Source organism: Thermotoga profunda AZM34c06 (assembly GCF_000828675.1).
GTDB classification, from domain to species: Bacteria; Thermotogota; Thermotogae; order Thermotogales; family DSM-5069; genus Pseudothermotoga_B; species Pseudothermotoga_B profunda.
Genome location: NZ_AP014510.1, coordinates 1,092,138 through 1,117,395, shown reverse-complemented (window position 1 = coordinate 1,117,395; position 25,258 = coordinate 1,092,138). Strand labels below are relative to the sequence as shown.

The window sequence follows — 25,258 nt, the reverse complement described above, 5'->3', positions numbered from 1 at the left end:
ATTTGCAGCAAGGTTAATTTTCCAATGTTATCAAGTCAGTCACGGCGGTGAAGATGCCTTTATCGATTTTCATGAAGTACATGCTGGATTTGCCGCGTCTCAAATTAGGACCCCAGGTGATGTCTTTTGTCAGTATCCCATTCCAGTGCTTGAAGGTTTCAAGTGCTTGAACGAGTCCTTCACGTGTTAGATCTGGACCTGCCTGGAGTAATCCTTGAACGAATACTTCGGCAGCTATGAACCCAGCTACGGCATAAGAAGATGGCAGTTGTTTGGGATATGTCTCTTGGAATATCGCAACGGCTCGTTCATAGTCTCTGAGAAACTCCGGTCGGTCAGGCGTCGCAAGTGGTACCCAACCTGTTAAATAGACACCTTCGACTTGTTTACCACCCAGGGTGATAAAACTTGGGTCTGCATTAGCATAGGTGGTCACCACAGGAGCAGTTATTCCGTAGTCTCTCAGCGTTTTTATCCAGCGTATCGTATCGACTATAAAACCGTAGATCACTATAGAGTCGGGATTTGCATTCAAAACATTAATCGCAAGGGCACTGTAATCTGTTTCAGCAGGATTGTAAGCTACTTCAAGAACTGGTTTGAGATTGTACTTTTCCAATCTGCTTTTCACTGCGGCTTGTCCCTCTTTACCAACGTCATTAGCCATGTATATAACCGCAACTCTCTTCTTACCAAGATTTTCAACCAAAAATTTCGCGATCAGTTGCCCTTCGAGCGTGTAATCAGGTTGGACACCGAAGATGTACTTTTTCGGTGGTGACACGAGTAAACTTGTCCCAGCTCCTTGATAGACAAAGGGAACACCATTCTTCTCTAAGTAATCCATAACCGCAAGACAACCATAAGACCCAAGTCCACCGACGATCGCAAAAACTTTGTCTGACTCTACAAGCCTTTTGACTTCAACAACAGTCTTCGAAGGATCTAATTGATCATCTGCGATGATCAGCTCGATCTTTCTTCCATAGACTCCACCATTTTTGTTGATCCAGTTGAAATAAGCATTTAGCCCTTTAGACATTTCTTGACCTATAACTGCATAAGGTCCTGAAAGCGCTTGAAAAGTGCCAACAACTACTTTGTCTTTGTAAACGCCTACTTCTGCTACTGCTAAAACAGAAGCCAGAATCAACAGCACAATGATCAATTTTTTCACACCAACTCCCCCTTTCAGAGTTGTAAGCCCCCGTCAACACCGATTACCTGCCCCGTTACAAAGGAAGACTCATCGCTTGCGAGGAACAAATACACATTCGCAACTTCCACTGGTTCACCCATTCTTGCCAATGGAGTTCGAGTTGCAACAGCTTCGATGATCTTGTCAGGTACCTTCTCGGTCATTGGTGTCTTGATGAAACCAGGTGCAACTGCATTGACTCTTATTTGAGCTCCTTTGCGTGCAAGTTCTTTTGCCCAGGTCTTGGTCATAGCTATCACGCCACCTTTTGTGGCAGCGTAGTTGGTCTGTCCAACATTCCCGTATATGCCAACAACTGAAGATGTGTTTATGATAGAACCTTTCTGAGCTTTGATCATGTAAGGTGCAACTGCTTGAGTCATGTTGAAAACACCTTTGAGGTTTACATTGATCACTGCATCCCATTCTTCCTCGGTCATCTTCACTAACAAGGCATCTCTTGTTATACCGGCGTTGTTCACAAGCACATCGATCTTACCGTATTTCGTGGCAATCTCTTCGACAACCTTGAAGACATCTTCCCTTTTTGTAACATTCAAAAGATATGGATCGATCTTTCCGGGTAAATTATTCGCATCTTCAACCAACTTGTCCAACTGCTCTTTCACCAGATCACAAGCACAAACTATTGCACCTTCCTTTGCGAAGAGCAATGATGCCTCCCTACCTATACCACTTGCTGCACCAGTGATGATACAAACCTTTCCTTCAAGTCTCATAAACCCACTCCTTTCATACGCCAAGGTATGCTTTCTTCACATGCTCATTTTGAGCAAGATCTTTTGATTCGTCCTCGAGTACTATTCTACCGTTTTCGATTACATACCCCCTATCAATTACCTTTAAACCTTGTTTGACATTCTGTTCGGTCAAAAGTATTGCCACTCCTTCATTTTTTATCTGTCTGAGTTTTGCGAACATCTCTATTACTATTGACGGTTGAAGTCCAACAGAAGGTTCATCAAGGATCAATAACTTTGGACGAGCCATTAAGGCCCTACCTACCGCAAGCATTCTTTGTTCTCCTCCGCTCATTGTACCTGCCTTTTGAGAAAGTCTTTCCTTGAGAACTGGAAAAATTGTGAAAACAAAGTTCATACTATCAACGATGTGATTTCTCGCATGTGGAATATAGGCTGCCCCGGCTTTGAGATTTTCTTCAACGCTCATAAGTGGAAAGAGTTCTCTTTCTTGAGGTACTAAGGCAATGCCAAGGCGTGCAATTTTGTGAGTTTCCATTCCAACTATATTTTGTCCTTCAAAGTTTATGGTACCACTCACCGGTCTAATCAAGCCAAGGATGCAGTTTATTAGAGTTGTCTTACCAGCACCGTTTGGTCCAAACAATCCAACAGCCTCTGAATCTATTTTTAACGATAGGTCCCAGATAACTGGAACCTTACCATAAGCAACATTGAGATCTTTTATTTCAAGCATTAATCTTCCTCCCCCAAGTACGCTGTTATAACACGTTTGTCCTGAGAAACCTCCTGATATGGACCTTGGGCAATTATCTCACCTCTGTCAAGAACCACAACCCTGTCGGTTAATTCACTTATAACGCTCATAACGTGTTCTATGACGCAAATTGCCATGCCTTTGTCTCTCAAAGCTTTGACTATCTCTATCATCTCCATCATCTCTTCGTGATTTAAACCAGCCATCACTTCGTCCAGAAAGAGTACTTTTGGCTCTGAAACAATTGCCCTTGCTATCTCCAATTTTTTCAACTCAAAGACTGTGAGTTTGTCAGGATAGAAATCCTTACGTTCGAGTTTGAGAAATTCACACACTTTTTCTGCACTCTTGATCGCTTTGCTGAGTTTTTCACCTTTTGCAAAAAGTGCTCCGACCACAATGTTTTCAAGTGCTGTAAAGTCTCTCAGCGGTCTCACAGTTTGGAAGGTTCTTGAAATACCCAGTTGAGCTCTTATATGTGCAGGTATTCCAGTGACTTCTCTGCTGTTGAAGAAGATTCTTCCGGCAGAAGGTTGAAGTGTTCCTGCTACCAAACTGGTAAGAGTAGTTTTACCAGCGCCATTTGGTCCTATTATGCCTAAGATTTCATTTTTCTGTATTTCAAAACTCACATTGTTTACTGCCACAAGTCCTCCGAAACGTTTTGTCACATTTTCGAGTCGCAATATCTCCATAGAAAAACCTCCGATCAATTTGATCTGATTTTATCTACTATTGTTCCATAGACACCTTTACGCAAAAAGATTATGACCAAAATGATTATTATCCCGTATATTATCAAGTGCCCATAAGGCATCAGCAACTTCAGATATTCCGAAGCAAATCCCAGGATTATGGCTCCCACTATCGGCCCAAGTGTTGAATGGATACCACCGACTAATGCCATGGCGATAGGCAACAATAAGAAATTTGCTGAAAAAGTGCTTTCTGGTTCAACAAAAGCATATTGCTGAGCATAGATAGCTCCTGCCGCTCCCTGTATGGCAGAAGTAATAATAAAAACGATTAACAAATACTTGAAAATGTTTATCCCGCTGGATTTTGCGACAAGTTCATCATTTCTTATCGAACTTATAGCATATCTTATTCTGGTCCTCTGAAAGATTTCAGAGATGCCTATGACCAATAATGTAAAAACCATTATCAACCAATAAGTTTTTTTGGGATCGCCATCGAATATCGCATTGAAAAGTACCTTACCTGCCGCGCCACCAGTGAGATCTGAAAGATTTCGAGCAAGTACCAAAAAAACACTGGAAAGGGCAAGGGTCGTAATAGCAAAGTACATCTCTCGAAGTTTTAGAACAGCAATCCCAACACCCAATGCCACAATCGCGGCAAATATGGCGCCGATAAATATACTCATGATGGGAGTTATTGCAAAATCGTCAACGGCTATTACCGCAGCGTAAGCACCAAGTCCAAAAAAACCAGCCGTGCCAAATGACAGTTGGCCAGTTCTCAACATCATGTCCCAGCTAAGCGCAAGACACATGAACAACATTATCGAGCTGGCAACATGAATCAGATACATATCTGCAAACATTGGAAGAAATGTAACAAACACCAGTATACCAATAATGAGAAGAACTTTTCTCATCTTTCAGCCCTCCGATAAGCTCTAAGTGCTATCACCAAGATCAAGACACCGAAAAATACAAGGTCGGACCAGCCACTGTAACCGGGAATCGATTGTACTATTGCTTCAACTATTCCAAGAGTAATGCCAGAGATCAAGATACCTGGAAGATTTCCAAGACCAGCCATTGCAGTAAGACAGAAGGACTTCATGGTAAAGGGTCCACCTACGTTTGGAAAAATGGAAACTCTTGGCATCATCAACGCTGCAGAAATGGCTGTCATAGCAGTTGCCAGACTGAAAGTGATTGTGTAAACCAGTTTTACATTTATACCTACTATAGCTGCTCCTTTGGGGTTCTGTCCCACGGCAAAAGCCGCTTGTCCAAACCGTGTTTTTTTCAAAATGAACATTATCGCGAGTAGAATTAAGATAGCTGCGACAACATACAAAAATTCATACGCACCAACACTAATCCCTAAGATGTTGATAGATCGAGTGGCATATGGCACGTAAATATTCCTTGGCCTTGAAGTCCAGAATACGTTCACCAGCTCAACAAGGGTGATCGATATCCCAAAGGTTATGAGTAAGAGATTCAAATGGTGTGACTTCAAAACTCTTTCAATTGTCAATTTGTAAACAGCAAAACCGATTAGAAAGAGAAATGGTCCTATAAAAATCATCGAAATGATTGGATCAAAATGAAATTGGTTGAAAATCACATAACCCATGTACATTCCAAGAGTCAGGAAATCACCGTGTGCAAGATTCAACAATCCGACTATTCCAAGGATCAAAGCAAGTGGTAATGCAATCAAAGAATAAAGACTTCCTCTCTGAAGTCCATAAAAGAAAGCGTATGGACGAAAGATTGCAACTGCAATCAACATCAACGAAAAGAGTATTTTCCAATTGAAAAATTTTTTCATCTTTTCACCTCTCTATAGGCAAAAGGCTGGGCTGTCGCCCAGCCTTTCTGTTTCATTTACCTGACCAACCCGGAAATGGATAGATGAGTTCGGCTGTAGCGTATTCAAATGGCCAAATTACATGTTGCACACCATTCTGCCATTGAAGAATTTTTTGTGCTCGGAAACCTTGATTCTTAATGATTCTGCTTGGTGAGATCTTTAATACTCCACCCACTGGAGATTCATATTCTATCTCCCTTAAAGCCTGGATTATTGCTTTATCATCAAGTGTACCGGCCTTCTTGATCGCTTCGATTAAGAAATAAATGTTTGTATAACCAAGTGGTGCAAAGTATGTTGCTGGTTCTTCGTTGAACTCTTTGACATATGCATCCCAAAAATGCCTTGCGATCGCACTGACATCTTTTAATGCTGGAGCCCACATGCCATAGAGAACGACTCCATTTGATAGTGGATTCTTACCAAAATCGGCAGGCCATCCTGGAGGCGCTCCAACAAAAAGCTTTGGAACAAAGCCTATTTCCTTAGCTTGAGTTAACATTGGTACCGCATCGGCATCATAACCTGCCCAAATGAACAGGTCTGGGTCATATTGCTTTGCTTGCAAAAGCATGGCTCTGTAGTCTCCACCGCCAAGAGCTGCACTCTTGAATGGTGCACCTTTTAGATCCTTCATCAATCCTGTCCAAACACCAGTACCTTTTTTGGCAAGTTCGAATTCATCCAAGTACGATTTAAAAGATGCCGTACCAAAAGCACCTTCTTCATAAGCCAAAAATATTTTTTCGATTCTCACATGAGGATATTTCTCTGTTATGGCTTTCCAACCTATCGCATAGCTTTCACCTTGCAAATAATCCCAAGGATGTAAGTGAAAATACCAATCTGCATCAGCGCCAATGGCTTCTTCACATTTGTAAGACGCAGCGCCTATCCAAACGGTAATTTTCTTGTACTTTTTCAAAATCGGAATCTGTGCGAGATGGACTCCACTTGACATCCCACCAACAAAGAAATCCACCTTGTCGACTGTAGCGAGTTTGTCCACAGCAGCAGCACCTTTCTCGGGTTTCATTTCATCATCTACTATGACCAATTCAATGGGTCTACCAAGTACACCACCAGAGTCGTTGATCTCTTTGACGGCTAATTTCATTGCATTGGCTGCTTGCCTACCGGTGATATCGGACAATGGTAAGATTGCACCGATCTTTATCGGTTTTTCGGCCAGGACAAAGAGTGCGATCGATAAAACAAGAAACACGAAAAGCCTTCTCACAAAAACACCTCCCCTCGTTTTTATAGAATTTGCAACTTACGAGCTTCACCCTTGAGAATTTCTCGAAAATCTGGATGTGCAATTTCAATCAAAACCTTTGCTCTCTCTCTTACAGTCTTACCCCTTAACCACGCCACACCCCATTCTGTAACTACGTAGTCCACTTCCTGCCGCGGCACAGTTATCGGTGAACCAGCTGGTAAAATGGGGACTATCGTCGAAACCGTTCCACCTTTTGCTGTTGATCTCAGCGCTATTATCCCTTTGCCTCCCTTGCTCTTGACAGCACCTCTATGCGTATCGAGTTGACCACCTGTGCCACTGTAATGCTGAGTGCCCAATGCCTCTGAACAAACATTCCCAGTTAAATCGACCATCAATGCGGTATTAATACTCACCATTTTCTCGTTCTGGCATATGACATAAGGATCGTTGACATACCTTCCTCTGAGGAAAAACACTGAGGGATTATCATCAACAAACTGATACATCCTCTTTGTACCAAAGGCAAAAGCGCAGATGAATTTGTCTCTCCAAATGCTTTTCTTTTTGTTAGTAATTACACCAGCTTCAAACAAATCTATCATAGATTCAGTAAACATCTCCGTATGAACACCCAGATCTTTTTTGTTTGTCAAAAACTTAGCAACGGCATTTGGTATTCCTCCAATACCAAGTTGAATCGTCGAACCATCTTCAATCAAATTGCTTATGTGCTGTGCAATCAACGCTTCAGTTTCCGTAGGTTCAACCAACTCAACTTGTGGGAGTTCATAATCCACTTCAACTACATAGTGAACATCTTTTATGTGAATATGTGTATCACCATGAGTCCTTGGAGCGTTGGGATTGACTTCCAAAACGATATTCTTTGCCTGTTCGACGATATCTTTTTCATAAACTACCGATGCGGACAAGGTCAGAAAACCATTCTTGTCTATTGGCGATGCAACACCTACAAAAATATCTATCGGACGGCTATCAAGTAAATTTGTCCCTGATTGGTGTAAATTGTTCGGAACATAACTTACGGTACCAAAACCAGCCTTCACGGCCTCTCTATTTGATTGACCAAAATACCAAGATGCGTTCTCAAAGATATTATTGAAAGATTTATCCATGTAGAATGGATAACTTTCCATATTTAGGCATGTAAATACTGTGACATTGCTCACCCTATTGGCTGTTTTGTGTAAATTTCTAAGAAAGAGTTTTGGTTCTGCCGGCGTCATTCCAACAACTATTGTTTGATTCGACTTTACAATGCTCAGTACTTTCTCAATATCTACAACTTTGGAATTATAGACATCATTCCAATTCACAGTAACCCCTCCTACCAATTAATCGGTTCTCTCAAGCTACCCCAACGAACAACTGCGGCGTTCCAAGTCCAACCTACTCCGGCTCCTACAAGAACAACGATATCACCATCCTTTATCTTCCCAGCAAGCAACCCTTCCTTTATTGAAAAAATCTGGTCATTTTGACCCATGTGTCCATATTTTTCCAAGTAAGTTGTTTGATCTTCTTTGAGACCAAGCTCTTTGAGTACCTCAAGATGGGCAGATCTCTTAAAATGTAATATCGCTAAATATGAGATGTCTTTTCTTGTTAAGCTACTTTTTTTGAGTGCATCATCGATTACAAAATAGAAATTTTTGAGTGTGACTTCATTCAATCGATTTTTGAATCTTTCTGGATTTGGTATCTGAAAATAGTAGTTCTCAATATCTTGTAACTTCATAGGCCATTTTTTTGTTCCACCAACCGGTATTACACACTCTTCGGCAAAAGATCCATCGACAACACTTGATACACCAAGTAGTACATTTTTTCCAAGGTTTTTCTTTAGCACTACCGCAGAACCACTTGCTCCAATATCAAGCATGAAAGATGTATGTTTATATTGATGATTCACAAGATCTACATTTCTATAACCACTTACAAGCAAAACTGTATTTATGTTCTTTTCAGAAAGCATAAGCGATCGTGCCACTTGAAGTCCAACTATCATCGAACCACACATTGCCTCCATATCAAAAGCCCAAGCATTTTTTGCACCAACTTCATAAGCCACTTTTGTACTTGCAAGCCAACATGGATAATCTTTGTGTTGTGCCCCATTCCATATAACAACATCAATTTCCAAAGGATCAATCTGAGCATCTTCAATTGCCTGCTGTGCAGCTATGATCCCCATAAAGCTTGTGGTATCTCTTTCTGAAGGTATATATTTACCCACTATTCCAAACTTCTCAATAAGTACATCTGAAGGAATTTTTGTAAGTTCTTCTAAATCCTTGGCTGAGAGATATTTATCTGGTAGATAAGTTCCAATTCCGGCAATCCCAACATGATTTTCCAAGATAACGCCCCCAAGCTGATATAAATTTATAACCTGATAACTGATTCATTATGAATAATAACACCTGAGTCATTTGTTCTACAAATGCGTCAATAATTCTTTTGTCCAGATTTTCAACGAGAAATTCCTATATTTTTCTACTATGCTTCTTTTTTCTCAGGATTTCTCATTTAATCACTATCAGTTAACACAGTTGGGATGCCTTTGAAAATGAGGAGAGATAGATGGGATAAGTAATTATTCACATTTTGTATATTTCCATATTTTTGTACAACAAGATCTTCACCCATAAAATGTCCTATACCCATTAAGGCAAGGGCAAGGTTCTCAGGTGAAAAAGCGTTGAATTGCCCATCTTTCATTGCCTTTTTCAATGGTGGGAGATAGCTGTTAAATATCTTTTCATAATAAATTCTGGAAATATCAGGGTTGAAAAATTCGGCTTGTCTAACAATCAAGTACATATTAGAATGAAGCATGAAAAATTTCAAGAAAGCTAAAAAACCAGCTATTTCAGCATCTCTTCTGTCTGAAAATCTCTTTATTGCTGTTGCTATAGTGATTCTCATATTTTTGTTAGTTGACATCACAAGTTCTTCTAATGCCTTCTCTTTACTATCGAAATGAACGTAGAATGTTCCGCTTGCCACACCTGCAATGCGTGTGATATCGCTTATCATAGTATTCCTATAGCCATGTGTACCAAAGAGTTTTTCGGCTGCTTGCAGGAGTTTCATTCTCGTGGAAGTTACTTCAATCTTCAGTGGTTGTACATCTATTTCAAAAACATCTTTACTGAGTTCATGATTGTTTGGATCAAGACCTTTCATTGCAAATTCAACTAAATCATCTACTACTTTTTGATCAACACTGTAATCATTATGGAGAGATTTATATATAGATATAAAACGGACAGGACCAGTTACAAACCATCTAAGAACCATTTTTTTCTCTTCATCATATTTTGGAGCTATTTTATCAAGTATTCTGTTTAGAGTTTTTTCAACCTTTCGGAACACAAATTTGCGTAAATAAACTGCTTCATGCAGTATTTTATAACAGTGCTGGTTGTTCGAGAAAAACTCAAAATAGCTCTCCACAAATGATCGAACCACTTGATCAAGCTTAGTGCCATTGACTTTTTGCATATAAGATTGAAACTTTCCAAAAGAATGCTCCAACAATTTTTGGTATATTGATTCTTTGTCATTAAAATATTGGTAAAACGTGGCATTTTTAACACTGGCTTTGCGTGCAATCATTGGGACCGAGACACCATAATAACCATAAGCTGCGAAAAGTTCATTGGCTGATCCTATCAAATTTTTAAGTGTTTTTTTGCCATCGGATCTTTTAGGATCACGTCTCATTTTTAGTTCCTCCAAATGAATCGGCTGTCACATTTGATTATATACCTTTGTTTCTTTTAATCTCCAGCACTCTCATGCGATAATAAAGAGTCCTTACACTCATTCCAAGCGATGCTGCGGTTTTCTGAACATTCCAATCATTCTGATCGAGTGCTTTGAGTATTATTCCTTTTTCATATTCAAAGACCATCTCTCTAAGATTACCAGTTGATGGTACGTCAACAGCATGATAAGTAGTTTTAAGTGTGGGTAAGTGGTGCAATTTTATTACTTTGTCTTCACTATCCATATTTATCATTGCGCGTCCTATGACATTTTCAAGTTCCCTCACATTTCCAGGCCAGTTGTAGTTGATAAGCCTCACCAAGGCATCTGGCGAGATTCCTTCAACTGTTCTTCCATATTCTTGATTCAATTTTCTTATTATGTATTGAACCAGAATTGGTATATCTTCTTTTCTTTCTCTGAGTGGCGGAAGTAATATAGGAAAAACATTGAGCCTGAAATAAAGATCTGGTAGAAAAGAACCTTGCTGTACCATTTTTTCTAAATCCATATTTGTAGCAGCAATTATTCTTGCATCAATCTTCAATGCTTTGGTGTCTCCAACAGGTACTATTTCTCTATTCTCCAAAAACCTCAATAATTTCGATTGAACAGTTAAAGGCATTTTGCCTATTTCGTCAAAGAAAACTGTACCATGTTGAGCTTCTTCTAATAGACCTTTTTTACCTTCTCTTCTTGCTCCTGTAAAAGCTCCAGATGCATATCCGAAAAGCTCAGATTCTAAGATTGATTCTGGAATCGCCGCACAGTTAACACTTATAAAAGCCCGCTCTCTTCTGTCGCTTGCATTGTGAATGGCGTGTGCAAAGAGTTCTTTTCCTGTGCCACTCTCACCCCTGAGCAAAACGGTAGCAGGTGTGGGAGCAACTTTCATTGCCTGGGTAAGAGCAATTTTCATTTTTGGACTCTCGGCAACCACATCTTCAAAGGTATACCTTGCGCCCATTCTTCTAATTAACCTTTTTACTTCATCAAGTTCTTTGTTCAATCTAATGATTTCTGTAACATCATGAATTACTGCAACACTTCCCTTGAACTCGTTCTTCACAAATAACGGAGTCACATCAACTACAACATCGCGTTTCCCAGGACCAACGAGCAATCTCGCACCATAAATTGGCTGCTTGGTTTTCGCAACCTTTATATGCATACTTTCACCTTGGGCGATATCCACAGTTGCCAATTTACCCACAACTTCATTAGAACTATATCCAGTAATCTTTGTGTAAGCCTTGTTCACCATCACTATTTTTCCATTTTCGTCAGCAACAGATATTGCATCGCTCGTTGACTCAATAATTGCTTTTAACAATGCTTCTACTTGTTTTAGATTTGTTACTTCCTCAGCCATTTTTTGGACACTTGTAATATCTCTAAAAATAGCCACAGCACCTATTATCTGTCCAGAGCTGTCTCTGATTGGTACTCGAGTTGTTATTATTTGAGTGTGGCCAAGCTGCTGAATTTTGTCTGGCTCGGGTATTCCTGTCTTCAAAACTATATGTAAACGCGTGTTTGGAATAGCATCAACAACATATTTTCCAATCGCTTGTGATATTGGTATACCAAGGATGAGTGATGCTTGCTTGTTCATGAAGATTATCTTTGCATCTCTGTCTATCATTATTATTCCCTCGATTATCGAATTCAACACGGTTTCAAAAAGTTCTGCCTTTGTCACCTAATCACTCCTTAGATTTTTGTAAAATTCAATTATTTCATCCACTGAAAGATCTCTAACGCGTTTTTCTAAGATTTCATATTGAAAATTCAATGGAAAATTCGCCACATTTCTGGCGATTTTATTTGGCGAAGTAAAAAGTTTGCGTAGAAACAAAGTATACCTGTCCAGTTCTGGTACCTGTTTTTTTCTGTTCATAACTATTATCGCTGAATCTACTTTTGGTGGTGGAGAAAAAGAATTTTTTGATATATTACACACCTTTTTAATGTTATAAAAACTCTGAGCTAAAACTGATATAAACGTGTATTTTTTCATAGAAGGCAAGGCAATGAGTTTATCTGCAAATTCCTTTTGAACAATCAAAACAGCTTTCTGAAAAGACAGGCTTATTATTTTTCTAATCAAAAGTGATGAAATTTGATACGGTATACTACCAACACAACAATTCAGAGTTGGTAATTTCTCATAACTCACATTGAGAAAATCTCTCACACACACCTCGAGGTTATTACTTTTGATGTTCTCTCTAAGTTCATTTGCGACTTTCTCGTCTATCTCGTAAGCCAGAACTTTGAATCCATTTTGAATGAGATGTTTAGTTATAAAACCCTTTCCTGCACCTATTTCGATTACAAATTTGTTTTGCTGATCACTGAGTTGATTTACCAGACAGTGTACAACCTGCTCATCAATCAGGAAATGTTGACCAAAAGGTCTCATGACTCAAAAAGTACCTCACAAATTCCTTCTATTGCGATCGTTCCATCCTCTTTAATCACATTCGTATCAAGCACGAGCCTTTGTCTATCTGGTATCATTTGAGTTATCTTGACTTGTATTTCTATTTGTTCATCTATATAAACTGGTGATCGATACTTAAGCTGCTGTTTCACAAGTATAGTTCCAGGACCCGGAAAGTTCATTCCAAGAACTTTTGAGATAAATGACGCCACAAGCATTCCATGACAAATTCTTTTCTTAAAGCGTGTTGATTTTGCATACTCTTCATCAAGATGGACCGGATTCTTATCACCGATTAACTCTGAAAAATCTCTAACCATTTTCTCAGTTACTACGAATTTTTCACTATATGTTTGGCCAACTTGAAAATTCATGTCACTAACCTCCCCTATTATTATACTTCTGAAACAATAGCTATCACAAACATCAAAGCTTGATTTTTTATGAGAATATCTGTAGCTAAATGATTTGAAGAATAAGAACACACAGATATATATCTATTGATATTAATTAAATTTGTTTGTGCCCATTCCATAGTAGTGAACTTGAAAAAATTTTTGTTATAATCATCTACAGTGATTTATCGATAGCATGTAGTCAATCGCATGTAATATTAATTACATACCAACATGCATCACAAATGAATTTGTTCACTCTCTATATGGGACCAAATAGTTGATTAATTGATTCTATGCAATCCATGAATAGTAAAACTATATACTCATTTTGCTTTTCGTTGTCTTTTACATATCATGCAAATTGATAATAACCCTTGATCTTTCAACCAAGTGAAATCTATCTTTCCTCTATTTGACGATATTTAATTGTTTGTGATATAATAAAAGACAGTCTTCAAGCCTATAAAGGTTAAGAAGTGGGTCATTGACAAGTAAAAAAATAAAGCAAAAGGGGTACAGATCGCAAAAACAGAAATTTGTAAAAAACCCAAACAAGAATTCCTAACCTCCTTAAAAAAGTTGACTAACGAAAATAAGCCACTTTGAGAAAATAGGTCCTGAATCCGCATGGGAAGCTAAAAAGAGTGATGAAAAAGGGTTGATGTTAGACATGCACTAACATTATTAACACCAGGTTATGAATTTTAAGCACAAATAGTCCTTTACTTATGATATACTTAGAAATGTACGGTCCGAAAGAAGGCTCTCTCTGAAAGAGATGGAAACCGCTGTCTTCTTTGCTCTCTTTTTCCTCAGTCCTCTGATCCGTCCGAAAGAAGGCTCTCTCTGAAAGAGATGGAAACTTAGCATAGTAAGGAAACACGATTATATAGCCTTGTCTGTGTCCGAAAGAAGGCTCTCTCTGAAAGAGATGGAAACTTGACGTCACTATTGATCCAGAACAATCTGCTTTGATTAGTCCGAAAGAAGGCTCTCTCTGAAAGAGATGGAAACATTATCCCATCAAAATTTTCATCTTGCATAGCTATCTTCAGTCCGAAAGAAGGCTCTCTCTGAAAGAGATGGAAACCGTTTTAATCATCAGCCTCAACCTCCCATCTTAGACAGCGTCCGAAAGAAGGCTCTCTCTGAAAGAGATGGAAACATCCATACTGCTAACATAGTCAAACCAAATCCTATCCCACGTCCGAAAGAAGGCTCTCTCTGAAAGAGATGGAAACCTTTCTCATAATTCAAAGTCTTAAAAGTAAAATCATAATATAGTCCGAAAGAAGGCTCTCTCTGAAAGAGATGGAAACCTGTTGGCAGTACATCAAAAATCAAATTTTTTCCAAAAAGTCCGAAAGAAGGCTCTCTCTGAAAGAGATGGAAACCAACTACACCACCAATTGCCATTTGAACTATACCTTTCATGTCCGAAAGAAGGCTCTCTCTGAAAGAGATGGAAACCTGCTGGTTGACCAGCAGGGGGAGCTCGGAACTTCCGAGCTGGTCCGAAAGAAGGCTCTCTCTGAAAGAGATGGAAACCCTTTCGGACTCACAATCACATCTGCTATCTTCGCCACCTGTCCGAAAGAAGGCTCTCTCTGAAAGAGATGGAAACACAGATCTCTACTTTAGAACAAATGAACACAAACCTTAAGGATGTCCGAAAGAAGGCTCTCTCTGAAAGAGATGGAAACCCTATATTAGCGAAGTTCTACAGCGCCTCAATAGACGCCGGTCCGAAAGAAGGCTCTCTCTGAAAGAGATGGAAACCATCTGCAACCCGGGTGGGCGCCCACCCGGGTTACAGGGGTCCGAAAGAAGGCTCTCTCTGAAAGAGATGGAAACTTTTCTCTGAGTACGGCAATAGCTACGTTATCGGGTGTGGGTCCGAAAGAAGGTTCTCTCTGAAAGAGATGGAAACGCGACTGTCGCTTTTGCAAGGACTTCTGCTGTGGCTGGATGTCCGAAAGAAGGTTCTCTCTGAAAGAGATGGAAACGCGACTGTCGCTTTTGCAAGGACTTCTGCTGTGGCTGGATGTCCGAAAGAAGGTTCTCTCTGAAAGAGATGGAAACCACGTGCACACAATGTTGCACGAGAGGGAGTCCCTCGTGCTGTCCGAAAGAAGGTTCTCTCTGAAAGAGATGGAAACTGTTGGTATTATGACTGCGTTTGTTATGTGTATCATTTTGTCCGAAAGAAGGTTCTCTCTGAAAGAGATGGAAACATAAAAGTCTTTGCGCCGGACTTGATTTAGCCAAGGATGGTCCGAAAGAAGGTTCTCTCTGAAAGAGATGGAAACTTTTTATTAAGAATTCGACGACACCGACTTTTCTTGCTGCGTCCGAAAGAAGGTTCTCTCTGAAAGAGATGGAAACTGGGTCTTGGACACACGTCCAAGACCCAACTCGGCAACAAGTCCGAAAGAAGGTTCTCTCTGAAAGAGATGGAAACATTTGCGGTATCTGCGTGTCCGATCGCACTGACGAATCCAGTCCGAAAGAAGGTTCTCTCTGAAAGAGATGGAAACCCCCTGCTGGTCGACCAGCAGGGGGAGATCTGATCTAGTTGTCCGAAAGAAGGTTCTCTCTGAAAGAGATGGAAACCGTTGACACAGCTTCGATGTCGTTTGTGACCATGAAAAGAGTCCGAAAGAAGGTTCTCTCTGAAAGAGATGGAAACGATCCTTCCTCCTCTTTTTTCACGTATACTGCGACTCTGTGTCCGAAAGAAGGTTCTCTCTGAAAGAGATGGAAACTATGTCGGGTTCTATTGTTATAGAACCCATTTCGAATTCAAGTCCGAAAGAAGGTTCTCTCTGAAAGAGATGGAAACCTAACTTTAGAATATCCATATTGAACGAGTGTATGTAATGTCCGAAAGAAGGTTCTCTCTGAAAGAGATGGAAACTTACCAGGAAGAGAAGCTTTTGCGTTGGCGTTGCTGCGGGTCCGAAAGAAGGTTCTCTCTGAAAGAGATGGAAACAAACACCCCCTCTACTTCACAAAAATCAAATTCAGCAGTTGGTCCGAAAGAAGGTTCTCTCTGAAAGAGATGGAAACAATATCTCTTCTATACAGCCCGTTGTTTGCGGGATCATATAGTCCGAAAGAAGGCTCTCTCTGAAAGAGATGGAAACTTGAGTATTAATGTACCTTTTTCTGTTTTGGCTATTTGTGCGTCCGAAAGAAGGTTCTCTCTGAAAGAGATGGAAACTATGTCGGGTTCTATTGTTATAGAACCCATTTCGAATTCAAGTCCGAAAGAAGGTTCTCTCTGAAAGAGATGGAAACTATGTCGGGTTCTATTGTTATAGAACCCATTTCGAATTCAAGTCCGAAAGAAGGTTCTCTCTGAAAGAGATGGAAACTATGTCGGGTTCTATTGTTATAGAACCCATTTCGAATTCAAGTCCGAAAGAAGGCTCTCTCTGAAAGAGATGGAAACTACGCGGGCTTAATGCCCGCATTTTTTATTTAATGAACTGTTCGAAAGAAAACTCTCTGAAAGTTTTCCAAATTTAGCCTTGTGTGTTGACAGATATTCTCTAAATACAGAAAAGATCTCAAATGATAGTCTTAAAGATTGACTGAAATCACCAAGAAAATTCTCTAAACATCACAATTCAAATTTTGAGTGAATCTGGCATGTCAAAATAGATTTTTCGAGAATAAAATCTTGCAAAAAGTTTTGTACGGGATTTTCCCGACTGGACAAATGAAAAATTTTGTTTTTGATAATTCCTGTAATACTAACTACAACTTTGAGTAATTGAAAAACCATAAAATACAATTAGTAAACATGCAAGGGGTGAAGATATGAAAAAGAAGCAAAAGAATCCTAAAATTGTTTCGCAGTACGAGCTCCTTCGTATGCTAAAAGAAGGCGAAAAAGGTGCTGAGGAAGAAATGCGAAGGAGGATGACCCTTGTCGATGAGCAGCAACCAAGACCAGTCAAAGGTGTTAGAGAGTCGTAGTATTATTGAGTTTCTCAACTTCTCTATGTCTATAGACGGCATAAGTGTACTCAAAGATATTGACTTAACAATCCAGGCGGGCGAGCTCACAATAGTTTATGGTCCCCGAGGAGCCGGCAAATCTGTTTTGCTAAGGTCTCTTCTAAGATTGAATAAAGAGATATACGACAACGTCAATTGGTATGGAGAATTGAAAATAAATAGTAAGTCAGTAACCACTTATGACAAAAAAACTCTTAGAAGGCTTATAACATACATTGAACCGTCTTTCGTTGAGGCATTGGATCATCTGAGGTTTGGTGAGTTCATAAATCTTATTTTATCTGAAAAACAAGTGGCTTTAGATGAATTTTCATCGGAATTAGATAGGCTTGGCATTTTGAAGCTCCTTAGAAGAGAAATGCAAACTCCTTTGAGGGAATTCTACACAATGGAAAAAATAATGATTCTTCTTTTTGCTGCGATAATAAGAAAGTCTTCCATAATAGTTTTGGATTGTATTCTTGATCATGTCGACGATGAAACTCTTGTCCCTGTGGTTAAAGAACTTTCAACACTGAAAGAGGATAGAGTTGTCATATTGAGCACAAGGCACAAAAATCGTTTCTTGCCGCTTGCAGATGTCTTTGTAGTCATGAAAGATGGTAAAATTGAATATAAGGGAGCACCAAAAGAGTTGATTTTGAAGAGGTGACAACTTGAAAGTCATTACTGTAACTTTTAATCCAGCATTGGATCGGGAGTTCGTTGTTGAAGATTTTCGTGTAAATGAACTTCACAGGGTTTCACATTACAAAGATATAGTGATGTCGCCAGGGGGTAAAGGAATAAATGTTTCTATTGCACTCGCAAAATTAAGGGTACAATCTGTGGCTATAGGAATATTAGGAGGTTATATTGGTCGCGTTCTTTTGTCAGAACTGAACAGAATCAGCCCATTGATAAGCACAAGTTTTGTGCACATAGATCAAGAAACACGTGAGAATATTTCTATAATCGATCCAAGAAATCATACTTTAACTGAGATCAATTCCCCCGGACCTATTGTTGAAAAACATGCGATAGATCTATTGTTAAAACGCTATGAAATTTTCTTGTCTCGTGCAGAGGTAGTTGTTCTTTCGGGAAGTCTTCCACCGAATCTTCAAGGTGATATTTACGGAGTTTTTGCAAAAACAGCCAAGCAAAAAGGAAAACAAGTTTTCATGGAGATAGTCGATGAGTATATCAAACCTGCTCTTCAGATACAAACACCGGATGTAATTAAACCCGATGTAAGAGAAAAAAATGTCGTTCTTGGAGAAAAACTTGTTTCGCTCGATGATTATATTCAAGCTGCATCTGAACTTATCAAGATGGGATGTAAAATGTCTGTGATTTCCTATCAAATCAAAAGCGATATCGTTGCAACAAATGATGGCGTTTGGCTGATAACTACACCAAAGGATATAGAGATCTCAAATCTACTTGGAGCAGGAGATGCATATATGGCAGCTATGGTATACAAAAGGTTTTCTACATCAGACTACGATTTACTCGAAGTAGCAAAATTTGGATATGCTGCCGCACTGGCTAAAACAAAGAAATTACCAAAGCAAATGCCAGAATATGACGAGATTGTTGACTGTTTGCAGGATTGTCAAGTTGAAAAACTGCGGTAGGTGATTGAAATGAGAGTCTTTGATATAATGATCCGAGATGTCACAGCAGTAACCAAAGATGAGACTGTTGGTAATGTTTTGAAAATAATGTCAAGCCAACTCCTTTCTGGTATACCAGTTGTCTCAGAAGACATGCATGTAATAGGTTTTGCAAGTGAAAGTGATATAATCAAAGCTGTTGTTCCAAGTTATTTTTCGCTTCTACAATCTACTTCGTTTATACCGGACATGAATCAATTTTTAAGGAATGCGGTCCTGATAAAAGATAAACCCATATCTGAATATATGACTCATCCACCGGTTGTAGTTAATGAGAATGCTATGTTAGTACATGTTGCCGATATTATGATTCGACACAATACTAAGGCGATACCTGTCGTAGATGATCAGGGTAGATTGGTCGGGATTGTCAACAGAACTAATATTCTCAAAGCAGCCATGGAAGGAGCTCTTTGAGTGAAGAGGGTTTATGTAACATTTCTCGGTTGTAAAGTTAATCAGTATGAAGCCGAGTACATGATTGAAAAACTTGAACAAAATGGATTTGTTATCTCTCCACATCCTTCTAAAGCTGATCTTTGTGTTTTGAATACTTGTATGGTTACTTCAGAAGCTTCAAGAAAATCCCGACAAATGCTTCGAAGGCTAAGAAAGCTGAACCCCGAAGCCCTGATAATTGCAACGGGATGTTATGCTCATCTGCAGCAACAAGATCTTCTAAAAATAGGAGCAGATCTGGTACTTGGTAACGACGAGAAAAAAGATCTCATAGATCACATAAAAAGATATTTGCGAAAAGAAGAAATGAAATCAGTGAATGTCTCGGAATCAGTGCGTGGAGTTGAAGAAAAAGTTCAAAGTTTTTTGTCTGATAGAACCAGAGCATATATAAAAGTAGAGGATGGATGTAATGAATTTTGTAGTTATTGCATTGTACCTTTTGCTCGCGGATATCGAATACGATCCAAAGTCATCGGTACAATATTGAATGAGGCAAGGACACTTTTAGACAACGGTTATAAAGAGATTGTCTTGACAGGTATTAATCTTGGAAAGTATGGTTTTGACCAAAAGACAAGTCTTGCCATACTTTTGAAAAGCATGTTGGAGGAGCTCTCTGGTGATTTCAGAATAAGACTTAGTTCACTGAATGTTCAAGATATAGATGATGAACTGATAGAAATATTCTCACAAAGCGATAGAATCTGCCCACATTTACATATTCCAATGCAAAGTGGGTCAAACAATATTTTGTCGAGGATGAACAGAAAATATACCATTGAGGATGCTTATAAGATATTTGATAGATTAAGAGAAATTAATTCAGACTTCTCGATCACAACAGATATCATAGTTGGTTTTCCCGGAGAAACAATCGGAGATTTCAAGCAAACAATTGACATGATCAGTAAGGTAGAGTTTTCAAGGGTACACATTTTTAGATATTCATCCAGACCCGGAACACCAGCTTCAAGATTTGATCTTCAGATACCATCTGATGAAAAAGAGCGCAGGAGTAAAGAACTATCAAAAATTGTTGAAGAGGTTTCAAAAATCTATAGAGAAAAAAGTATTGGAAAATTGAGAAAGGTTTTGGTTGAACAAACCAGATCTGGGATATCTTCAGGGTATGACGAATATTATGTGAAACACGAGTTCACGGGTGGTTGTATTGGGAACTTTGAGATGGTTGTACCCAAACGTGTAAACGGCGTAGGGATGGTGTCGGCACTTGTTAATCTGGAAGGGTCAATGGCTAAAGAAGCATGATATAACTTTGTCGATTGATGAGCCAGGAGTGCTTTATGGAGGTATACCATATGAAACATTGAGAACTTACCAGAAAAGATTATTCGCAGGTAAGTTCCACTATGATCGTCTATCCATCTCAGCCAGTTATCTTGGTATGAAGATTCCTATGAATTATGAATGCTTTCGCGAGATCATACTACAGGGTATTAACAGCTTTGATAGCGATGTATCGATAAGAATCCTACTTTTACCCCGTGGAGAGATCAGTGCTTTTAGATATGAACCTTATGATAATGAATTAGTCATCTATATGGACTATCTTAGAACTTCACCAATCGAAGGGAAAGTCAAAGTAAAGCTGAGTAAAGTAAGAAAGATAGATAATTGTGCAACACCAGCTGATCTAAAAGTCGTTGGCAGAACTGACATCTTGCTTGCAAAATCAATGAAAGGCGACGCGTATGATGTCCTTATGCTCGGTAATAGAGGGCAACTTTGCGAGGGTACCTTTACAAACGTATTCATTGTGAAGGACAATCACGTTGTGACGCCAGATCTTGACAGCGGTATTCTGCCAGGCATCACAAGGAAAAATGTGATAGGTTTGTGTAAATCTTTGGGAATAATTGTTGAAGAGCGCTGGGTGGAACCATCTGAACTTTATGGAGCCGATGAAGTTTTTCTCACCCACACAAGCAGAGGCATAGTACCAGTTGACGAACTCGATGGTTGGAGAGAATATTCGAAATCCCTTGGATCTTTTTTATCAAAGAAATTTGAAGAATATATAGAGAATATAGAGGAAAACTGGATATGAAAAAGATAGGTGAAATTTTTGATTCGCTCTCTAATAGAAATGAAGTATTTAAAGAATTGAGATTCAGAATAGCTTTATCGGATCTAAGTAGTCTTTTAGGTGAATCGCTTGCGCGACATTGCAGATTTGTGGAAGTTCACGATGGCAAAGTTTACTTTGAATGCGATGATCCCATGTGGTTGACAGAGGCAAATTTCATGCGAAAAAAGCTTAAGGAAAAAATAAAACAGATTTTTCCTGACCAGCAGATCGTTGATGTGATTTTCAGGAGGTGCAAGCAATGTCAATAGAATATGGTGCAGAGAGTATACAAATTCTCAAAGGTCTTGAAGCAGTTAGAATGAGACCTGGTATGTACATTGGTTCCACAGGAAAAAGTGGATTACATCACTTGATATATGAGATCGTTGACAACAGTATAGACGAGGCCATGGCTGGCTTTTGCGATACAATTCGCGTTACTCTTTTTGAAGATGGATTTGTAGAGATTGAAGATAATGGTAGAGGTATACCAGTTGATATTCATCCAGAGACAGGAAAAAGTGCACTCGAAGTTGTTATGACCACTCTTCACGCCGGTGGAAAATTTTCGAAAAATGCCTATAAGGTCAGTGGTGGTTTGCATGGTGTAGGAGCTTCAGTGGTCAATGCTTTGTCTGAGGTACTCGAAGTATGGGTACACCGAGATGGCAAAGTGTATTACCAAAAATATACAAGAGGTGTACCACAATGCGCAGTCACGGTGGTGGGGGAAACTGATAGAACAGGAACCATAACACGTTTTAAGCCCGATGGACAGATATTCCCCACATTAGAATTCGATCCAGACATAGTTGAAGACAAACTCAGAGAATTGGCATTTCTCAATTCTGGTATAAAGATTATTTTTGAAGACAGAATCAACGAGTATTCAAATACTTTTCAATACAAAGGTGGCTTACAAGAATATATTCGGTTCTTGGCACAAGATGAAAAATTCCTGCACAACGTGATTGAAATATCTGGTGAACATGAAGAGATACTTGTCAAGATAGCCATTCTTTACACTGATACCTATCAAGAAAGAATTTACTCGTATGCAAATAATATCAAAACAATCGATCATGGTACCCATGTAACAGCATTTAAAAATACGATAACAAAGATGTTCAATGAATATGGGAAAGCATTAGGGGTGCTGAAAAAAGATGAGGCATTCCAAGGTGAAGACGTCCGTGAGGGTTTGATTGCATTAATTAGTGTTTTTCTGAAAGATCCTGAATTTGAAGGTCAAACGAAATCAAAACTTGGAAATGAAAGTGCAGGTTCTGCCGTCTCAAAGATATTACGCGACAAACTTTCAGAATATTTCGAACTCAATAAACCTGTGTTGAAAGCTATACTCGATAAAATAGTTAAGAACATGCAGTCTCGCGAAGCTGCCAGAAAGGCGCGAGATTTGGTCAGGCGCAAAAATGCAATGGAGAATTCATCACTCCCTGGGAAGCTTGCCGATTGTGTTTCGTCGGATGTCGAAAAATCTGAATTATTCATAGTAGAAGGAGATTCAGCTGGAGGTTCTGCAAAACAGGCACGTGATAGAGAATACCAAGCTATTCTTCCGCTAAGAGGTAAAATTTTGAATGTTGAGAAATCGTCTATTCAAAAGCTGTTGTCGAATGAGGAAATTAAAAACATCATCGTAGCTGTTGGTACGGGCATTGGTGACAGTTTTGATTTATCCAAACTCCGTTATGGAAAGATAATCATCATGACAGATGCCGATGTAGATGGTGCCCACATCAGAACTCTGTTGTTGACGTTCTTTTTCAGATACATGAAACAACTCATTGAAGAGGGAAAGGTATATATCGCCGTTCCTCCTCTCTACAAGGTCGATTTTGCTTCCAATTCAACCTATTTATATACTGAAGATGACTTCAAGGCATTGAGAAAAGAATTAGGAGACGAAAGGAAGATAGAGGTCCAAAGGTACAAGGGTCTTGGCGAGATGAACCCAGAACAATTGTGGGAAACTACTATGAATCCCGAAACGAGAAAACTCATTAGAGTCAATATCGAAAACGCAGAAGAAGCAGATAGACTTTTCAATTTGTTAATGGGTGAGAATCCTTCAGAGAGAAGAAATTTTATAGAGAAACATGCATTAAAGGTGACCTATTTGGATGTATAATTCAAGTAAAGCGATAATTTTTGGTGGATTCTTTGTAATTCTTATTTTTTTCTTTGGTACTATAAGATTCTTACCTAATATATCTCTTAGGAGAAATGACAGTGTACCAACTTATCTTGTGTCTTACAAGAATAGAATTTGGTGGATATCACAGAAGGGCGAATTTTTACATATAGCAAGCTCAACAGATATTTTGAAAAAGGCTATTGTGAGTGGCATAGAGGTTAAGGAATTATCTGTGAGTAAGGATTCTCTTGAGATCATAACAATGTTGAAAGATGTCTTAAATAGTCCATACGTTGCAGAAGTAAAATTGAATCAAAAATGTGCAATCCTTTTAAAAGGTGTTATATTATATCTCAGTGATTGGAAAGATTTGATAAACCATCTTTCGCGTCTGAAAGACTTGATTGTGGTAATGCAACCAAAAACTGAATATTTTTTAACTTCAGCCGGACTTGTTTACAAGATCAGAGGTGGTGGCGGTGAGGAAGAGTGAAAACTATGTTTCAATCGACATTGGTTCTCATTCCACAAAAGGATTGATTATCTCAAAGACATCTGAGGGATATGAACTTCTCACACACTTGAATTTAAAAACGCGCGGGATAGATGGTGGGGATGTAAAAGATGCCATTTCACTACGTGAAACACTTAATCAATTGATGTCGCAGATTGATGATATAGTGAATTTAAGCCGGACAAATATCATTATCTCTTCGAGTTGTGGCAAATTTACACTTCATGACTTGAAAAAAGAACATGTCGTTTCTGATGGCGAGAAAAAAACTATCGATGAAGCAATGGTTGAACTTCTCAAACAATCTGCTATTGATGGATTTGGTGATAGTTACCAAGTCTTGCACATTTATCCTAAAAGATACACAATCGATAAAACAAAAAATGTGTTTAATCCCATCGGTATGCTTGCAAATCATTTAGAAGTAGAATTGACTGTTGTAACTGTTGATAAATCTTCCAGTTCTCTTTTTGAATTCTTGCAAGATGTTATCCCGCAAGATTTTGATTTTGCCGCATCGGCAATCTTGGGAGCAGAAGGTGTATTAACAGATACCGAAAAGGAAAATGGTGTCTGTGTTGTTGAGCTTGGCCATTCCAACACTGCAGTTCTCATATACTCGATGGGAGCTCCTATTAGGCTTGAGATAATACCTTTGGGTATGAAGCATGTCGTTAAAGATATTTCCATAGTTTTCAATACTTCTATTGAAGAGGCAGAGAGGCTCCTGAAAACCCATGGGAGTGCTATATATGGAGAACCAAGTTTTGGTCAACAATCTGTTGATTTCAAAGGGCTTGATGGTAGAAGTTCCAAAAGTATAACCAAAGACGAATTGGCAAAAGTCATACATGCACGACTTAGGGAAATTCTCACTAAGGTAAAACGTGTCTACCGAGAAGCCTGTTCAGGTATGCCCGAGTTTGGACCAAGGGGTTTACCTGGAGGTATAGTTCTTTTGGGGGGAGGAGCCAAGGTACCAAGATTACTCGATCTGTCACTGGATGTTTTCAAGAGCCCTGTTAGAATAGGAACCTATAATGCTTCTACAAATGTGGTTATTAAAGACTCAGAAGAGATACTGGATGACCCAATTTATGCATCGGCTCTTGGAGGGTTTATATCTTTGATCGAAGTCAGATCTAACATCGAACAATCATCAAAAAAAGAGCCAGGTGAAGGTTTCTTTAAGAGACTTGTTGAAATATTCAAGAATCTCTGGTAGTCCCAGGGAGG

Annotated in this window: 23 protein-coding genes and 1 CRISPR repeat array; of the genes, 10 read left to right on the top strand and 13 right to left on the bottom strand. The window is 39.1% G+C overall.

The genetic code is table 11. The features are described from left to right. Window positions 1-13: 13 nt before the first annotated feature. From TSP02S_RS05380 to TSP02S_RS05320, 13 genes are all read right to left on the bottom strand, one after another. Window positions 14-1,177 (bottom strand): ABC transporter substrate-binding protein, encoded by a 1,164-nt coding sequence (locus TSP02S_RS05380; protein WP_041082471.1) that lies wholly within the window; start codon window positions 1,175-1,177, stop codon window positions 14-16. Window positions 1,178-1,191: 14 nt separating this feature from the next. Further along, entirely contained in the window at window positions 1,192-1,938 is a 747-nt protein-coding gene (gene fabG / locus TSP02S_RS05375; protein ID WP_041082470.1) for a 3-oxoacyl-[acyl-carrier-protein] reductase, read from the bottom strand. A gap of 13 nt (window positions 1,939-1,951) precedes the next feature. Beyond that, window positions 1,952-2,656 (bottom strand): ABC transporter ATP-binding protein, encoded by a 705-nt coding sequence (locus tag TSP02S_RS05370; RefSeq protein WP_041082468.1) that lies wholly within the window; start codon window positions 2,654-2,656, stop codon window positions 1,952-1,954. Continuing rightward, entirely contained in the window at window positions 2,656-3,372 is a 717-nt protein-coding gene (locus TSP02S_RS05365; RefSeq protein WP_041082466.1) for an ABC transporter ATP-binding protein, read from the bottom strand. Before TSP02S_RS05365 ends, TSP02S_RS05370 begins: the two co-directional genes overlap by 1 nt. Before the next feature lie 14 nt (window positions 3,373-3,386). Further along, entirely contained in the window at window positions 3,387-4,298 is a 912-nt protein-coding gene (locus TSP02S_RS05360; RefSeq protein WP_041082464.1) for a branched-chain amino acid ABC transporter permease, read from the bottom strand. After that, entirely contained in the window at window positions 4,295-5,209 is a 915-nt protein-coding gene (locus TSP02S_RS05355) for a branched-chain amino acid ABC transporter permease (protein WP_041082462.1), read from the bottom strand. The genes TSP02S_RS05360 and TSP02S_RS05355 overlap by 4 nt, the downstream gene beginning before the upstream one ends. Window positions 5,210-5,261: 52 nt before the next feature. Then, on the bottom strand, window positions 5,262-6,491 hold the full coding sequence (locus TSP02S_RS05350) for an ABC transporter substrate-binding protein (protein ID WP_041082460.1): 1,230 nt from the start codon (window positions 6,489-6,491) through the stop codon (window positions 5,262-5,264). A gap of 20 nt (window positions 6,492-6,511) precedes the next feature. Beyond that, window positions 6,512-7,813, bottom strand: coding sequence for an acetyl-CoA hydrolase/transferase family protein (locus TSP02S_RS05345; protein ID WP_041082458.1), 1,302 nt, complete (start codon window positions 7,811-7,813; stop codon window positions 6,512-6,514). Between the two features lie 11 nt (window positions 7,814-7,824). Then, complete coding sequence (locus TSP02S_RS05340) at window positions 7,825-8,856, bottom strand: 3-oxoacyl-ACP synthase (protein WP_041082456.1); 1,032 nt, start codon at window positions 8,854-8,856, stop codon at window positions 7,825-7,827. A gap of 170 nt (window positions 8,857-9,026) precedes the next feature. Next, window positions 9,027-10,226 (bottom strand): TetR/AcrR family transcriptional regulator, encoded by a 1,200-nt coding sequence (locus TSP02S_RS05335; protein WP_041082454.1) that lies wholly within the window; start codon window positions 10,224-10,226, stop codon window positions 9,027-9,029. A 37-nt stretch (window positions 10,227-10,263) separates the two neighbouring features. Beyond that, window positions 10,264-11,973: a sigma-54 interaction domain-containing protein gene (locus tag TSP02S_RS05330; protein ID WP_052465330.1), complete on the bottom strand. Its 1,710-nt coding sequence runs from the start codon at window positions 11,971-11,973 to the stop codon at window positions 10,264-10,266. Beyond that, entirely contained in the window at window positions 11,974-12,696 is a 723-nt protein-coding gene (gene rsmA / locus TSP02S_RS05325; RefSeq protein ID WP_041082452.1) for a 16S rRNA (adenine(1518)-N(6)/adenine(1519)-N(6))-dimethyltransferase RsmA, read from the bottom strand. Further along, on the bottom strand, window positions 12,693-13,091 hold the full coding sequence (locus TSP02S_RS05320) for a MaoC family dehydratase (RefSeq protein ID WP_041082450.1): 399 nt from the start codon (window positions 13,089-13,091) through the stop codon (window positions 12,693-12,695). Before TSP02S_RS05320 ends, rsmA begins: the two co-directional genes overlap by 4 nt. A 774-nt stretch (window positions 13,092-13,865) precedes the next feature. Beyond that, window positions 13,866-16,569: a CRISPR direct-repeat array (repeat unit 36 nt; unit sequence GTCCGAAAGAAGGTTCTCTCTGAAAGAGATGGAAAC). A 371-nt stretch (window positions 16,570-16,940) separates the two neighbouring features. On the opposite strand from TSP02S_RS05320, the gene TSP02S_RS11045 reads away from it, so the two are divergent. Genes TSP02S_RS11045 through ftsA form a run of 10 tightly spaced genes read left to right on the top strand, consistent with a single transcriptional unit; the run spans window position 16,941 to window position 25,247 of the window. Then, window positions 16,941-17,099 carry a hypothetical protein gene (locus TSP02S_RS11045; protein WP_171816324.1) on the top strand — a complete coding sequence of 53 codons (159 nt, stop codon included), beginning with the start codon at window positions 16,941-16,943 and terminating at the stop codon, window positions 17,097-17,099. A gap of 25 nt (window positions 17,100-17,124) precedes the next feature. After that, window positions 17,125-17,793: an ATP-binding cassette domain-containing protein gene (locus TSP02S_RS05315; RefSeq protein WP_232503661.1), complete on the top strand. Its 669-nt coding sequence runs from the start codon at window positions 17,125-17,127 to the stop codon at window positions 17,791-17,793. Between the two features lie 4 nt (window positions 17,794-17,797). After that, window positions 17,798-18,760, top strand: coding sequence for a 1-phosphofructokinase family hexose kinase (locus TSP02S_RS05310; RefSeq protein WP_041082449.1), 963 nt, complete (start codon window positions 17,798-17,800; stop codon window positions 18,758-18,760). 9 nt (window positions 18,761-18,769) lie between these two features. Then, window positions 18,770-19,216 carry a CBS domain-containing protein gene (locus TSP02S_RS05305; RefSeq protein WP_041082447.1) on the top strand — a complete coding sequence of 149 codons (447 nt, stop codon included), beginning with the start codon at window positions 18,770-18,772 and terminating at the stop codon, window positions 19,214-19,216. Beyond that, the gene (mtaB, locus tag TSP02S_RS05300) at window positions 19,217-20,530 is read left to right on the top strand and encodes a tRNA (N(6)-L-threonylcarbamoyladenosine(37)-C(2))-methylthiotransferase MtaB (protein ID WP_041082445.1); all 1,314 of its coding nucleotides are present in this window, start codon (window positions 19,217-19,219) and stop codon (window positions 20,528-20,530) included. Beyond that, window positions 20,493-21,329, top strand: coding sequence for an aminotransferase class IV (locus TSP02S_RS05295; protein WP_041082443.1), 837 nt, complete (start codon window positions 20,493-20,495; stop codon window positions 21,327-21,329). Before mtaB ends, TSP02S_RS05295 begins: the two co-directional genes overlap by 38 nt. Continuing rightward, on the top strand, window positions 21,326-21,619 hold the full coding sequence (locus TSP02S_RS05290) for a DUF721 domain-containing protein (protein ID WP_041082441.1): 294 nt from the start codon (window positions 21,326-21,328) through the stop codon (window positions 21,617-21,619). Before TSP02S_RS05295 ends, TSP02S_RS05290 begins: the two co-directional genes overlap by 4 nt. Further along, window positions 21,610-23,502 (top strand): DNA topoisomerase (ATP-hydrolyzing) subunit B, encoded by a 1,893-nt coding sequence (gene gyrB, locus TSP02S_RS05285; protein WP_041082440.1) that lies wholly within the window; start codon window positions 21,610-21,612, stop codon window positions 23,500-23,502. The genes TSP02S_RS05290 and gyrB overlap by 10 nt, the downstream gene beginning before the upstream one ends. Further along, the gene (locus TSP02S_RS10735) at window positions 23,495-24,001 is read left to right on the top strand and encodes a DUF4894 domain-containing protein (RefSeq protein ID WP_052465329.1); all 507 of its coding nucleotides are present in this window, start codon (window positions 23,495-23,497) and stop codon (window positions 23,999-24,001) included. The genes gyrB and TSP02S_RS10735 overlap by 8 nt, the downstream gene beginning before the upstream one ends. Further along, on the top strand, window positions 23,988-25,247 hold the full coding sequence (gene ftsA / locus TSP02S_RS05275; protein ID WP_041082438.1) for a cell division protein FtsA: 1,260 nt from the start codon (window positions 23,988-23,990) through the stop codon (window positions 25,245-25,247). Before TSP02S_RS10735 ends, ftsA begins: the two co-directional genes overlap by 14 nt. Window positions 25,248-25,258 lie beyond the last annotated feature (11 nt).